The organism is Bradyrhizobium centrosematis, assembly GCF_045571495.1.
Taxonomy (GTDB): domain Bacteria; phylum Pseudomonadota; class Alphaproteobacteria; order Rhizobiales; family Xanthobacteraceae; genus Bradyrhizobium; species Bradyrhizobium centrosematis.
In genome coordinates, this window is the sequence record NZ_CP120703.1 from 5,941,221 (window position 1) to 5,955,440 (window position 14,220).

General features: G+C 59.6%; 16 protein-coding genes. 5 read left to right on the forward strand and 11 right to left on the reverse strand.

The features are described 5' to 3' along the window. Positions 1-69: 69 nt before the first annotated feature. Positions 70-759, reverse strand: coding sequence for a metallophosphoesterase family protein (locus P6U31_RS28325; protein WP_407185031.1), 690 nt, complete (start codon positions 757-759; stop codon positions 70-72). 357 nt (positions 760-1,116) lie between these two features. On the opposite strand from P6U31_RS28325, the gene gmd reads away from it, so the two are divergent. The 4 genes from gmd (at position 1,117) to P6U31_RS28345 (ending at position 4,289) form a co-directional block, all read left to right on the forward strand. Next, complete coding sequence (gene gmd, locus P6U31_RS28330) at positions 1,117-2,196, forward strand: GDP-mannose 4,6-dehydratase (protein ID WP_407185032.1); 1,080 nt, start codon at positions 1,117-1,119, stop codon at positions 2,194-2,196. Further along, positions 2,177-3,133, forward strand: coding sequence for a GDP-L-fucose synthase family protein (locus P6U31_RS28335; RefSeq protein WP_407185033.1), 957 nt, complete (start codon positions 2,177-2,179; stop codon positions 3,131-3,133). The genes gmd and P6U31_RS28335 overlap by 20 nt, the downstream gene beginning before the upstream one ends. A 184-nt stretch (positions 3,134-3,317) precedes the next feature. Beyond that, positions 3,318-3,932 (forward strand): serine protease, encoded by a 615-nt coding sequence (locus P6U31_RS28340; protein ID WP_407185034.1) that lies wholly within the window; start codon positions 3,318-3,320, stop codon positions 3,930-3,932. Positions 3,933-4,112: 180 nt separating this feature from the next. After that, positions 4,113-4,289, forward strand: a complete 177-nt coding sequence (locus tag P6U31_RS28345; protein ID WP_407185035.1) for a hypothetical protein — start codon at positions 4,113-4,115, stop codon at positions 4,287-4,289. An 82-nt stretch (positions 4,290-4,371) separates the two neighbouring features. On the opposite strand, the gene gspG is transcribed toward P6U31_RS28345, so the two are convergent. Then, positions 4,372-4,860: a type II secretion system major pseudopilin GspG gene (gene gspG / locus P6U31_RS28350; RefSeq protein ID WP_407185036.1), complete on the reverse strand. Its 489-nt coding sequence runs from the start codon at positions 4,858-4,860 to the stop codon at positions 4,372-4,374. Positions 4,861-5,464: 604 nt separating this feature from the next. Here gspG and P6U31_RS28355 point away from each other — a divergent pair. Then, positions 5,465-5,665, forward strand: coding sequence for a hypothetical protein (locus P6U31_RS28355; protein ID WP_407185037.1), 201 nt, complete (start codon positions 5,465-5,467; stop codon positions 5,663-5,665). 847 nt (positions 5,666-6,512) lie between these two features. On the opposite strand, the gene P6U31_RS28360 is transcribed toward P6U31_RS28355, so the two are convergent. The 9 genes from P6U31_RS28360 to P6U31_RS28400 all read right to left on the reverse strand — a co-directional run bounded on the left by P6U31_RS28360 (position 6,513) and on the right by P6U31_RS28400 (position 14,120). After that, the gene (locus P6U31_RS28360; protein ID WP_407185038.1) at positions 6,513-7,133 is read right to left on the reverse strand and encodes a prepilin peptidase; all 621 of its coding nucleotides are present in this window, start codon (positions 7,131-7,133) and stop codon (positions 6,513-6,515) included. 8 nt (positions 7,134-7,141) lie between these two features. After that, positions 7,142-7,768, reverse strand: coding sequence for a hypothetical protein (locus P6U31_RS28365; protein ID WP_407185039.1), 627 nt, complete (start codon positions 7,766-7,768; stop codon positions 7,142-7,144). Then, positions 7,765-8,370: a type II secretion system protein GspM gene (gspM, locus tag P6U31_RS28370; protein ID WP_407185040.1), complete on the reverse strand. Its 606-nt coding sequence runs from the start codon at positions 8,368-8,370 to the stop codon at positions 7,765-7,767. Before gspM ends, P6U31_RS28365 begins: the two co-directional genes overlap by 4 nt. Next, on the reverse strand, positions 8,367-9,494 hold the full coding sequence (locus P6U31_RS28375) for a PilN domain-containing protein (RefSeq protein ID WP_407185041.1): 1,128 nt from the start codon (positions 9,492-9,494) through the stop codon (positions 8,367-8,369). Before P6U31_RS28375 ends, gspM begins: the two co-directional genes overlap by 4 nt. A 90-nt stretch (positions 9,495-9,584) precedes the next feature. Then, a complete protein-coding gene (locus P6U31_RS28380; RefSeq protein ID WP_407185042.1) occupies positions 9,585-10,202 on the reverse strand; it encodes a prepilin-type N-terminal cleavage/methylation domain-containing protein in 618 nt (205 codons plus the stop codon). After that, positions 10,199-10,576: a hypothetical protein gene (locus P6U31_RS28385; protein WP_407185043.1), complete on the reverse strand. Its 378-nt coding sequence runs from the start codon at positions 10,574-10,576 to the stop codon at positions 10,199-10,201. Before P6U31_RS28385 ends, P6U31_RS28380 begins: the two co-directional genes overlap by 4 nt. A gap of 62 nt (positions 10,577-10,638) precedes the next feature. Then, positions 10,639-11,043, reverse strand: a complete 405-nt coding sequence (locus P6U31_RS28390) for a GspH/FimT family pseudopilin (RefSeq protein WP_407185044.1) — start codon at positions 11,041-11,043, stop codon at positions 10,639-10,641. A gap of 32 nt (positions 11,044-11,075) precedes the next feature. Then, the gene (locus P6U31_RS28395) at positions 11,076-12,326 is read right to left on the reverse strand and encodes a type II secretion system F family protein (protein ID WP_407185045.1); all 1,251 of its coding nucleotides are present in this window, start codon (positions 12,324-12,326) and stop codon (positions 11,076-11,078) included. Positions 12,327-12,338: 12 nt separating this feature from the next. Continuing rightward, the gene (locus P6U31_RS28400) at positions 12,339-14,120 is read right to left on the reverse strand and encodes a GspE/PulE family protein (protein WP_407185047.1); all 1,782 of its coding nucleotides are present in this window, start codon (positions 14,118-14,120) and stop codon (positions 12,339-12,341) included. Between the last annotated feature and the right edge of the window lie 100 nt (positions 14,121-14,220).

The following is a 14,220-nucleotide window of genomic DNA, read 5'->3' on the forward strand; positions in this document are numbered from 1 at the left end:
CCAGGCGAGCGGCTGATCCATCATCCTACCGCATAATTGCAAAGGGTCTGCGCGCACCAAGGGTGCGCATCACCGCGAGGTCTCGATCTCCAGAAGTTCGCGGGGGCCGCCAGGCCGAGCGTCATCGAAAACGCCAATAGCCAGACGTCCGGTTTTCCAAGCCATGCAGTCGAGATTGGTCCGGCCAAGAGTCAGAAGGGGTCCCGAGGGGTTCGCGTCATGTCCGTGCACAACGTGACGTTGGCCATGGCCCCGCTCGAACTGGGGCTCGTAGCGCTTCCACAGGAGAGTGCGCTCTGATTGCGCTTCAAGCGGTTGATCGGGGTCCACTCCGGCGTGCACGAAGACTCGGTACTGATCCACATGGATCCGAGGCAGTTGCGCGATGAACTGCAAGTGAGCCGCGGGCAACCGCCTCAGGTCGGCCGGGTTCGCAGGGTCGAGCCCATACGAAGTAAGCGTCTGAGCGCCGCCGTTCTGCATCCACCATTGATGTTTTGCTTGACCGAGGCAGGCTGCCAGCATCATCACCTCATGATTGCCCTTCAGGACAATCAGGCGGGGGTGGCGATCCGGCCAGTTCATGATGAACTCAAGTACTTCTGCGCTCTGTGGGCCGCGGTCGACGTAATCCCCTAATGTGACGATTTTTGCTTGCCGGCCCCTCGAATGGTCGATGATCCGACCCATGGCCAGTTTGAGCAGATCTGCGCGGCCGTGGATATCCGGGATCGCATATGTAAGTTCAACACCAGCCACTGCTGCACCGTACCGTGATCAAACGTCGCTCCAACCGGAGCACAACGAACGAGGCGCTGGACGGCAGTTCCATCAGGCCCACTCCATCAAGGCCTATAGCATCCGCTCGTGGGGTCATAGGCCTAGGCCGCCGTGGAGCTCAGATTCCAAGCTGAATGTTAATTTATAGGCAGCTGTGGCATATTCGATCATCGACGGCGGCGAGATTAACCCAACCGATCGACAGGTCCACCGCCGTCAAGGAGATTATTCCAATCTATTTCAATCTCGCTTTGAGATGAAGTAAGAGTGAGAGGTCGACCTTTTGCGTTATGGACCACCATACAAAACCAATTCTCTATCGGATGTGTATTAGACATGCATACGGCTTCTAAACGTGTTGCGCTGATCACCGGGGTTACAGGACAAGACGGTGCCTATCTGGCCGAGTATCTCCTGGGGCTTGGTTATACTGTTCATGGCGTGAAGCGGCGCTCGTCATCGTTCAATACGGCGAGGGTCGACCACCTGTATCGTGATCCTCACGATGAAGACGTGCCCTTCCTCATGCACTATGGGGACATGACGGATTCGACGAACCTGATCCGTCTCATACAACAGATCCGTCCGACGGAGATCTACAACCTCGCGGCTCAGAGCCATGTCGGGGTGAGTTTCGAGAGTCCGGAATACACCGCCAACGCCGATGCGGTCGGAGTCCTGCGTATCTTGGAGGCTATCCGCATTCTCGGAATGGAGAAGGAGACGCGCTTCTATCAAGCGTCCACTTCCGAGCTATTTGGACTTGTGCAGGAAATCCCTCAAAGAGAGACCACTCCGTTTTATCCGCGTTCTCCCTACGGTGTCGCCAAGCTTTACGGTTATTGGATCACGGTGAACTACCGCGAAGCGTACGGCATGTTCGCCTCCAATGGCATTCTATTCAATCACGAAAGCCCGCTCCGCGGAGAGACGTTCGTAACGCGCAAGATCACTCGCGCCGTCGCGAGAATCGAGGTCGGCTTGGAGGATACGCTTTATCTCGGAAACCTCGATGCACAGCGCGATTGGGGACACGCGAAGGACTATGTCGAGGGCATGCACCTCATTCTGCAGGCGGATCGACCTGACGACTTTGTTCTTGCAACCGGCGAAATGCACTCCGTGCGGGAATTCGTCGCCGCCTCCTTTGCAGAAGTGGACCGCCGGATCGAATGGCAGGGGAAGGGAATCGACGAAGTCGGCGTCGACAGGAAAACGGGCAAGGTCCTCGTGAAGGTCGATCCGACCTATTTTCGGCCGACAGAAGTCGAGCTCCTTATTGGCGATGCTTCCAAAGCGCGGCAGATCCTTGGATGGAGTCCGAAAAGAAAATTTACCGAGCTGGTCTCCGAAATGGTCGGAAGCGATCTGGCCGCGGCGAAGCGGGAGGTTGCCAATGGCCGAAACGCGGTTTGAGCTGAGGGGAAAGTCGGTCTTTGTCGCCGGCCATCGCGGCATGGTCGGCTCCGCACTCGTTCGCCGTTTGGCCCCCGAAGGAGTTCAACTCCTGACGACAACACGAAGCGAACTCGACCTCCGCGACCAAGCTGCCGTATTCACGTGGTTCTCTGCCAATCGTCCGCAGGTCGTCTTCTTGGCCGCAGCGAAAGTCGGCGGGATCGTCGCCAACAACACGCTCCGCGCGGAATTTCTCTATGACAATCTGGTAATCATGAGCAACATCGTTCACGCCGCTCACGTGAATGGCGTAGAGAAGCTGATGTTTCTAGGGTCCTCCTGCATCTACCCCAGGCTGGCTCCTCAACCCATCGAGGAAAGCGCGATCCTGACGGGCCCTCTGGAGCCTACGAATGAACCTTATGCGATCGCAAAGATCGCGGGCATCAAGATGGTCGAGGCTTATCGTCATCAGTACGGCGCCGACTTCATCAACGTGATGCCAACCAACCTCTACGGACCTGGAGACAACTACCATCCCGAATACAGCCATGTCGTGGCGGCCCTGATCCGCCGCTTTCATGAAGCCAAGCTCTCGGGCGCTGACCAGGTCGTGGTGTGGGGCACGGGGATGCCGCGGCGGGAGTTCCTTTATGTCGACGATCTCGCGGATGCCTGCATCCACATCATGAAGATCTATTCCGGTTCGGATCTGATCAACATTGGCACCGGACAGGATATCACCATCGGCGAGTTCGCCCGGCTGATTGCAGAAGTGGTGGGCTATCCTGGACAGATCGTCTTCGATACGACGCGTCCAGACGGCACTCCGCGCAAGCTGCTGGACGTGACACGCCTGGAGAAGCTCGGTTGGCGTGCTCGAACTCCGCTGACGCATGGCATTCGCCTGGCTTATCAGGCATTCCAGAAGGAGACTGCGGCTCGGACAAGCTGACGCAGCTCGCGACACTCCGCGCGCCGGCCTCTCCTCCGAGCCCTTGCAGTTTGCCAGGATGGTTCACTATACCGCCCCAGTCGCGAAACTAGCCGGCCCGCTCCGCATGCCAAGGTCTCGGATTACACAGCTCTTTGCAGCCCTCTTAAGCCTGACGGCCGGCTATAGCCCTGCAACGGCGCAAATGGCGGAAGACACCCTTCCGCCGTTTGCGATCAACATTCAGCGGACACCGAAGCAGGATTGGCGGGGCTACGGCATCTATCTTGGCAGGGGGTATTTTTTGACTGCCGCACACGTTGCGGGCCAAGCCTGGTTGACGAAGCCGCGGGTCGTCATCGAGGGTCGGGAATACCCAACTACGACGGTCAAAGAAGGTACTTTCGAGGGGACGGATCTCACTCTTCTTTCGGTCGAGGAAGCTCTCCTGCCGATGCGATTGGCCCTGCGCAGAATGCGGCTGTGCGCCGCCGTTCCGGCGCCGGGGGAGGACGTCGTGACACTCGTCCCGGAGAGGATCGAGCATTCGCGCATATTGCCTCCGCAGATGATCCCCGAATCGGCACGGCGCTTCAGGACGGCCATAGCGGATGTGGCTCAGACCGGGAATTCCGGCGCAGGGGTGTTCGACCTTCGGCGTCACTGCTTGGTCGGGATCATGAGCCGCAAGATATCCGAGGTCCGTCGGGAAAGGCTGACCGGCAAGAACGATAGCCGGGACATCGCCAAATACTTCGTCCCTGCACCTGAAATCGGGGCCTTTCTGCCTCCTGGCGTGCTCAGCGGGGCCGATCAGTAGAGGTGTTTTATTACCCGAGACGGGCAAGCCTTCACAGGCAGGAAGGTATCTGAGAGACCGGCACATTCATTGCACGGGATCATGTATTGCAGGAAGCATGCAATTGCGTTCACTTGACCGTGAGCGAACCACCGCAAGGCTTCTCGGTACCAACGTTCATTAAACGGCGAGGACAGATCCATGCAGCGCTCAAAGCCGAACAAGACAAGTCTTGGGCCCTCTCCCGACTCCACACGGGAAAGCCTGGACGTCGCTTACGCTCAGGTCGTCAGGCTGCGGCAGGAGATCGTCGAAGCCCAAGCTGCATTGAAGCCGGAGGCGATCAGCCAGTCAGCACCGAAAGAACTCCGCACCTGATGCCGCGGGGCGCGGAGGCTTTTTCTGGAGACACTGATCGTCCGAGTCTACGCCGACACTGCCCGATCGGGAGCAGCGCGTATTAGCTTGACCCGTTAGCCCATGACGCCCGCGTGCTGCGTGTGTCCGAACTTGCCTTCTTTACGTCCTTCCCGCTCGGTCCCAATGAATAGACGTTGTACTCGCCCTGATCGGTGACGGCGTATTGATACGGCCGGCCCCAGGGATCCAGCAGGGTCTTGGCATTCTTCAGATACGGACCATTCCAGCGGGGCGCCTCCGGGGGCGCCTCGACCAACGCCCTCAAGCCGACGTTGACGCTCGGATATGCACCATTTTCCATGTAGTACATTTCAAGGGCAGTGTTGATATTCTCGATCTGCAATTGAGCAGACTGAGCTTTGGCCTTTCCGAAATATCCCATCAATTGCGGCGTCGCGACGGCCGTGAGGATGGCGATGACCCCCATGACCACCAACAGTTCGAGCAGAGTGTACCCCGCATCGGCGCGGCCCCGCCTCAAGCGGGTCCTTCCAGTCAGCCCCTGTCCATTCCGAACGATCTCCAACACGATCCCGCCTCCGAATTTGTCTGCTGTTCATTTTGGACCCAATCCTGATGCGAAGTTGTCTCCAAAGACTTGACATCCTCAGGCCGACCAAATCGGAGTGAATTTCGCGTAACTCCATCAGCTAAAACTTGGTACAAGGCTCGGATTCCAGACCACACGCCTGTTCAGGCTTCGGTAGTGCTATTCGAGCGTTAATTGAGAATGCCGTCCTCTGTGGATGGCGACATACATTCGCTCCGTCCTCATGACGATACAAACGGCGCGCTCATGCTGCCGTCCGTCAACAGGGATCGCTGCCGTCGCGACCACTCTCTCCTCGATATCTCGATCATTGCGGCGTCAAAGCCCGCGCTCCCACGCTTCCCTTCAAATCAGGCGCAACGAGCGCAATTAACCTCAATGTCGATGTCAAGCTTAACCGCACGTTTCTGTTGTAGTTGGAGGACCGTTCAATAAGTTCCCCGCTATTGAATTCGCGGCCGATCGCCGACCACCCAATCGTCCGACATTGCCATGAACAGCAACTCGGAAAGCAGCGTGGTCACATGCGTCTCTTTATTGGATTAGACCTGCGTCAGGCCGCCGCGTGAAAAGGACGATTTTGATGGCGGTGGCAAAGAAGCGGTCGAGGGTAAAGCCAGGCGATCCGAAGCAGCACAACGGCTCGCTGCAAGCTTTGATCGCGGAGGTCATTTCACTCCGCGAAATGGTCGCAAAGGCCGAACTCCAAGCGCTCAATCGCAAGATGCAGAAAGCGATCTCCGCAGAGCAGCGACCGCGGGTCGGCCGAAGGATTGATTCCTGAACAAATCGACAGGATCTGCGTATCTGCGCTGCCAACAGCGTCGGCAAAATCAATATGCCACACGCGTCGGGTTTCAATTATGGAACATAGGTCCGGAGCTCGGCTTTCTCTTCACCCGAGCGCAACTAAATTGTAAACTGGATCTAGAGCATTTAGGCTGGCTCTCAATTTTTCAACGAACCTTGCTGATCAATACCAATTTCAGGAGAGCTAACGGTGACACTTCGGCGACACAATTCTGCTCGTTGCGGCCGTCAACCCACACGAAAGTCTTTACAAGCCCGCTACGCCGAAGTCCTGAGATTGCGAGAGGCAATTGATCGAACCCAGGCCAAGCTCGTCCGAACGACCGAAGCCGGCCGACGCACAGCAAAGTAAGCTTTCGCCCTGCAACTCAGTCGCAACGGCGGATTGTGCGCCATCGCACCCCAAGGCTGGTCCGCACGGGCCTTCGTAAACCATAGCACATCGCACCGACGGCCCACCGGCCGTAAGTCGCATACTCGCCATATCCGAACGGGTAATCATATCCATCATCCAATGGATTGGCGGTGAATGCATCTTGCCCGACAACTGGCCAGGGAGCGCCGACCGGCGGGCCGACAAGAACGCCCGGACCATAGTAGAACGGCATCTGCGCCTTTGCAGGGAAGGAGCATAACAGGCCGGCCGCGACAATCGCTAGCGAGGAAGCCAATCGCATGGTGTAAATCCGGTCCGATAGACAGCGTTTGAATAAACGGAGATCGCTTGTTCTATCTTGCCGGCTTGCCGCCATACAGCAGAGTTGCTGCCGCTGGTTAATCGCAACTGGTCATCCAACTGCAAATTGACTTGATGAACGGGACTAGACGCTTCCGAAAGCCCAAAGCTTATCGAAATTCCAGGTCAACCAGATGCCGGCTGCGAGATGCGGGCCAAACGGAATGGCCGGCCGTCCGCCAACCTGGTATCGTTCGGCACCGGAGAGCAGGATGGCCGCAAGCGCCGATCCAACCGCAATCAGAATTGCTCCCGGCAAGGCTGCGAAACCAACCCAGAGGCTCGCGGCGCTGACGAATTTCACGTCACCAAATCCAAACCCGTCATAACCGCGCAACCAGCGGAAGGTGCTCCGAAAGGCGGCGACGGCACCAAAGACCGCAGCCGCTTCGAAGACGCCGATATACACCGCGGCGTCATGCGCGAACGCATACTCTGCCACTCCACCGGCGGCGAGCGCCAGGTTGAAGCTGTCTGGAATGATTCCGAAACGCGCGTCGATCGCGCAGACCGCCATCAAGACCACGAGTAAGTAAAGTCCGGAAAACAGCGCTTCTGGTTCGATCGCGCCGGAAACCAGACTCGCGACGAGCCAGATCGAACCGCCGACCAGAGACCAAGCCACAAGGGCGTCGTGCCGTCGCGTTCGACGGAATGTCAGTCCATCGGCGAGGAAGCGGCCAATGCGTCTGGCGATCTTGGGCAAGGCGCAGTTCACTTTGATGCCACGCTCCGCTTCAGCGCCAGCGTCTGGCCTTGGCCTTCGAGCGTGACCTGTTCAGGTTTCACCTCGATAAGTCGCCAGCCGTCGATTTCCCCATTGACCTGGATCCAACGGCCCACCGGATTCTGGGCTGACGTGATGAATGCTTTTTGCAGCGATCCGCTGATCAGGACGCCTCTGAGAACGATGTTAGAATCCAGTGCTGCAACGGCCGGGCTAACGGTCGGAGGCGTGGCATCCGCCGACGCATCGACAACCGCAATCGGCGCCTGCCGCATCCGCGCGAAGACAGGACGCGCGGTGACATGATCGTAGGCCTTCTTCCCACGCGCTTCGCCCGTCGAAACAGTGGAGGAGCCGGCCCCCCACGAGGTCGCGGGTGCCATTACGGACACTTTCAAGGCGAGGATTGCGGCAATGGTTGCGATACCGGTCAGCACGATCGACACGCGCAACCCGGTCATGAGATAGCGCGACGCCGGCGGGAGCTCTGCAAACGCTTCCCGCGACGGCAGGATCGCCTCGATGGGCGCGGCAAGGCTTCGCGCCCGTGGAAAACTGCGCGACCAGATCATTGCCATCTGGGAACGCCTGCTTTGCCGAACTTCTCCGGTCATTGCCGTGTCCCCGCTCCGGCGAGGTCCGCAGCGCGTTGGTCTTCCTTCATTCCCGGCGGCTTGCCACGAAGATCCTGCATGACGCCTTCGACCTTGAATTCCGCCCGAAGCATCGTTCCGTCCCCGTCACTGGTCGGCCTCAAAGAAGCGTCGGTGATGAATAGAAATGGAGACTGATCCTCAATTTCCGCAATCACGTCCCGCACGATTCCGAGCGATCCCTCAAACTGCAGTCCAACTGCAACCGTCCGGGATTGCGCGACACGACCGCCCTGCAATCCGCGAAGCCCGAGCACATGCGCACCCTTGGCGGTCGCCATGGCTTGCAGCCTGGCTTGCAGATCGGCGCTGACGACGCGTTCCTCGTCGCCAACCATGAAGGGTTGCGCGCTTTGGACGCCACGCTGCTCCATCACCTGTGCGCCGCGGGTGATGCGCTGGAGATATGCCAACTGCGCGACGCTATCCTGGATCTCGTCGTTTCTGGTCGAGAAATGCGAGAGCACCGGCCCAACGAACAGAAGAACCAAGAGCACCACACCGACCGCATTGAAGGCCAGGAACGCCCTCCTGCGCACCTGCCTGCTGAACCACCCCATCATTGCTCCGCCTTCCATACGGGCTCGGCTGGCCGTGCCAGTAAGCTGTTGCGCAAACGGAACTTGATGCTGAACCGGTCCTTGCCCTCATTGGCGTCAGGAACGATGGCGGCGATCAGGGTCGCTCCTGAAAACATCGGCGACTGGTCAAGAATTCTCACAAGATGCGCCGCCTGCGAAGAGTAGCCGGATATGGTCACGTGCCCCTGATTCATTCTGAGCTCTGTCAGGAATGTATCGTCTGGCAGAACGCGGGACAGTTCATCCCAAACGGCCAGGAAGCCACCGTCGGCTTTCAGCGCGTAGAGCCGAATCCTTTGGCTGGACTGGCTCTTTCCTTCCTGCAGACTGGCTTTGGCTTCCAGGAGCTCGGTATCCAGCTCGGCTGCCAAGCCGGCCTGGTACCACTCGAAAATCATGAGACCCAAGACCGCTGCCGCGAACAGGGTTAGCCACAGAGACTTGATAGCGCGAGCTGCCTCCGGCGCACCCTCCCCCGCATCAGGTCTGATCTGAACCACAGAAACGAGCTGGCCAGCATCAGTCCTAACAGCCAGAAAGTCGATCTCTTCCATCGCAACTGCCATGGGAGCGATAGCCGCGGTCGCCCGCTCTCGCGCGATGATCCAGTGGCTGTGGGGTACGGCCCCGTCGCGAGACGCATTGGGAATCGGGCAGGCTGTATGCCACACGTCCGTGAGCCGAAAGGGCGTTCGGCGGACAATCTCCTGATCGAGTATTTGAGGCAGCGAAGCCAGAGCCTCGCCGGGAACGTTCAGATTCCGCCGCAAGAACAGATCTTCAGGAAGAACGGCGGCGAGCAGAACCTGATCGCGTCGGAGGCCGAGTTGCGCGAGCCATTCGAGCAGCGCGGAGCTGTCAAAAGTAGCCGCGGGGAACTGCTGCCGAACCGTCCGCCCGTCCCGGTCCAGGTCGCATGTGACGGCATCGTCACTGCGCGACACAAAACACGTCGGCCGCGCCTTGCGGTTGAGCAAAGGGCGCCACCGTGGCGGGACGGCCGTGCGAAACTCGGCCATCCACCAATGCGTGAATTGGCGCCAACCGAGCGCAAGAGTCTCCCGATCAAGAGGACGGATTTCCGAAAGGCCGACCATCGCGCGCATTGTTCCCTTGCAGGAGCTCCAGCTCAGATCAGCAAGCATATTTACTGAATCTTTACGAAGAGTAACGAAGCGTTCCGGCTTGCCGATTGCTCAGCCTTGCCGAAGGGCGACCACAGCGCGAGGACCGCTTGTTCGCCCGTCTTCGAAGTCGACCACGATGGAAACCAGGTTTGGCAAGGCTTGTGAATTCCACTCGGTCTGCCAGACCGCCTGCCCCGACGCACCGAAATACCCGAAGTGAACGGCGCGAACGCCGCGAAGAACCACCACCGTCGAAATCGGCGATTTGCCCTGTTTCGGTCCTTCCGACCGACGAGCAATCTTGAGCACAAGCTCACCGTCGACGCGCCGTAGATCCACCCCGTAGGCGCCGCCACGAAGCGCACGCCCTTCGCTCAGCGCGACAAAGCGGATCTTCTCTTCGCTGCCTTCGAACACCGCGGAATTCTTCTCGTCGATAGGATAAGGGAGCGCCGAAGCCAGCAGAGTCAGAAGGCTTTGGATCGCCGCATCAGCTCTTGCGTCGTTGCCGTTGGCCTGATCGGAATCGAATGCACGGCGGCCGATCGACAGCCCTCCCACGATGCTGCCGGCAAGCAGAGCAAGGATCGCCATCGATACGAGCAGCTCGATCAATGTCAGCCCGTGCTCGGCCGCGCGAGAGCGCATGGGGCGCCGCCGTCCGGGCGTTCCGGTGAATCCCATCATGGCGCGATCCGAGGCGCAAGTTTCAGGGCAGATAGCCTCTCCTCGCGTCCATCGGGCGAGCTAACCATGACTTCGACCCAAACAGGAATGATGGCACTATCCGCTTCCTTGGCCACCTTTCCCTTCCTTTGCTCGCCCTCGATCGTCGCGCGAGTCACAGTCTCTCGCCACATGAACCGACCAACTTGGCCTTGTTGCTGCCCGATCACGAGCTTCGACGCGATCCCGGCCGCTTCCAAACGCGACTGTGCAATGCGATTCATGGCTCTGCTATTGCGGGCCTGCGTGTCGGAACGCATGGCGACAGCGATCCCGACCAATATCGTCCCGATCCCCAGCGCCAGAACGGCAAAGGCAATGACGATCTCGATCAAGGCAAATCCGTCGCGCCCGCCGCTCCTCGCTGGACCGATCCGAGGGTAAGCAAATCGGCCCATCATCGACCCAGGACCGGTTGGCCAGTAAACCAGTTCACCGCAATCCGCCGGGTGTAGCCCTGATAGCTCAGCAGAATGTCTCCGCCGCTGGACTGACCGTCCGGAAAGAAGCGAAGTGCGCCCGTGTCGCCGCGGCGTTCTGTTTCCGCAATCGTCACTGCGATGCTCATCCCTTTCGGCAATTTATGCATCGCGTTCCGATAGCCGAATTCGGCATTCACCGGATCGATCGCAACGACGACGTCGGTGTTGGCGGCCATCGCTCGAGACCGCGCGAGCTGGAACGTGGCAGCCATCGATCGCGCCGTCCCTTCGACGCGGGCCGCGGCATTCCGTGGTCGCGCCATGACGGCCGACGCGAGGATAAGCGCCATGATCCCAAGAACCACGAGGAGCTCAATCAATGTGAACCCCGCGGACGAGCTTGACCGAAGCCTCATTGGATCGCCAGATTGTTGATCGAGAGGACGGCGCTCATCACCTGCATGATAAGCGCCCCCACAGCGCCGCCGATGACAAGCGTAAGAACCGGGGTCAACAGACTGACCATTTGCTCGATCCGACGCTGCAGTTCTCCGTCGAGAGTGGTCGCAATCCGGATCAGCATGCGCGCGAGTTGCCCGGACTGCTCTCCCACCGCGATGAGTTGCAGCGCCGCCGGTGGCAGAAGATCCGTGCCGGCGAACGCCTGGTTCAATGACGCGCCTTCCGGCACGCGAGCGATTGCGTCGGCATAACCTGCATTCATGTAACGATTGGCGATCAGCGACCTAGCTATCTGCAGCGCAGTCATGAGCGGCACTCGCGCATCGAGCAACGTGCCAAGCGAGCGCGCAAAGAGGCCGGCCTCCCGCATCTGAAGCAGCCGACCGAAAACGGGAGCCCTGGACTTTATGTGATCTAGCTTCAGCGCCAAACTGGCGCTCTTCCTAATCTTGTACCAGAGCATTGCACAGAGCGCCGCCCCTCCCAGCAGACACACCGTCAACGGCAGCCAGTAATCCGGAACGCTGGCCAGGACTCCGAGAATTCCCGGCAGCGGCAAACCGGCATCTGCAAAGATCGGCGACAGGTTGGGGATGAGCACGAAGACGATCACCGCGACGGAGACGAGTGACATGAGAAGAAGGATAACGGGATAGACCAGCGAGGATCTGATCTTGTTGCGGATCTCCAAGCGCTTGGTGAGCATGTCGCCAAGCTGCCCCAAGACTTCGCCGGTGCGTCCGCTCGCTTCCCCCGCGCCCACGATCGCCACGTAATCCTGCGGGAAGACCGCCGGCCGGCGTCGCATGGCTTCAGAAAGCTGAGCACCGCCCAGGATCTCTTGCAGTAGATCTGTGGCCAATCGGGCGCGCTTGGGCGATGTACCCGGCCCCGCCAACACCCGAAACGATACATCGAGCGGCAAGCCCGAATTGACCAGCGCCGCCATTTCAACGGTGAAGGCCGTCAACTCGCTCAGACCGAACTGGCTCGATTTCACCAGTTCCCGGCGCCAAATCGCTCGGCTTTTCTGGGGTGCTGAAGCTCGCACCTCGTCACCAGCCTCGGACAGCGAAGTCTCGAATGGCGTGAGCCCGGCGGCATAGAGGGCGTCGATGGCCGCATCCATTCCCTCAGCCGCGATCGTCCCCGCCGTGACGACTCCCTGGGCCGTATAGGCTCGATATCGATAGGTCGCCATCGCAGTGCTCCTTCATGTCGTGCGGGTGACGCGAAGCACTTCGTCCAAGGTCGTTTCCCCAGCCGCGACCTTCATCAGTCCGTTCTCGTAGAGACTGACGAATCCGGCAGCCCTTGCCAGGTTTTCGAGCGCCAGCTGATCGCCACTTCTTCGGCCGATCGCCTGTCGTACATCGTCGTTGACGACGAGCAACTCGGAAACGGTCGTTCGGCCGCTATAGCCCGTGCCACCACAGGCTTCGCATCCAACCGCCTCGCGGCTATCGGACCAATCCACCACCATGCCATCGGGCGTCGCGATGGTCAGCCTCGCCGGGATACCGCCGTGATCGACGTGCCGACGCGAGCAATGTCGACACAAGCGGCGCACCAGGCGCTGTGCCATCACTCCCGAAACTGTCGAAGCGAGCAGGTAGCGCTCAAGTCCGATGTCTATGAGGCGCGTGATTGCTGCGAGGGCTCCGTTGGTATGCAGGGTGGAAAACACGAGATGACCGGTCAGAGCCGCCTGAACCGCGATACGCGCGGTCTCGACGTCGCGGATTTCGCCGACCATGATGACGTCAGGGTCCTGACGCAGGATTGCGCGCAGGGCAGACGGAAAATCAAGTCCGATCTGCGGCTGAACCTGAATTTGATTGATGCCGGCAAGCTGATATTCGATCGGATCCTCGACCGTAAAGACCTTGAGCTCCGGACGGTTGAGGTGCTTGAGCGCAGTGTACAAGGTCGTTGTCTTGCCGCTGCCGGTTGGTCCCGTCACGAGGATGAGCCCATTCGGAAGCGCCATCAGGCGATGAAGATTCTCCTCCGTCGCTTTGTCCAAGCCGAGCTTCGGGAATTCGAGCTCGACGCGACTGCGGTCGAGGATTCGCAATACGAGGCTCTCCCCGAATGCGGTTGGTATCGTCGATACACGAATGTCGACCTCGGTCCCTCGAACCGCCGTTTTTATCCGTCCGTCCTGCGGCAGTCGTCGCTCCGCGATATCCAGCCTTGCCATGATCTTGATACGCGTCGTCAAGGCAGCTCGAAGTGTTGTCGGCACGGATCGCTCGGGCCGCAGGAAGCCATCAAGACGGATGCGAATTGCGACCTCGTCGCGCCCAGGCTCGACGTGAACATCAGAAGCACCCCGCTCGACGGCGCGCGATATGATCTGATTCACCAGTCGTATGATCGGCGCTTCATTCGCGATATCGCGCAGCCGTTCAACGTCCGGCTCATTTCCCTCGTTGCCGCCGATCGCCGTTAGCTGCTCCTCGTCCGCCTGAGCTGCTGGCTCCTGGTCCTGATAGACGTTCCGGAAGGCGCGTTCGATGTCGGCAGGCGCAATGACGGCGAGGTCGACGCGAATGCCCAACATGTAGGAGATCGAACGACGCGCCTCGTCGTCGAATGGATCGACGACGGCCAGCAACAGGGACTCTCTGCCGAGCGCGACGGGAAGGGAGCGGCTCGTCTTGAGAAACGTCAATCCGAGCCGCTCGGCCAGGACCGGCCGTGCTGGAACGTCGCCGGGCCCGATCACGGGCAACCCGCAATAGGACGCATAAGCGCTACACAGGTCGACCTCGGACACCAAACCGAGCTTCACCAGAACGGCGTCGACGCGTTCCGAGGCCGCCTCCGCCGCTCGCTTGGCTCGCGCCACCGCGCTCCTGTCGAGAATTCCTTCGGCGACGAGGTGGCCAGTAAACGCTTCCGCGAAGTTCGGGTCTTTGGGGGTCAACCCCAGCGCGCTGTCCTCGGGCAGACGCGCAGGCCGCAGCAATTCCTGAACACTGGACGGCATCGCGTGCTCGTGGACCTGACGTGTGAGAAATACCCGGGAATCCTAGAGCGGTTTGGTTAATACATGCTGTTTGACGGATCGTTTGCCATTTGTGTCTAGT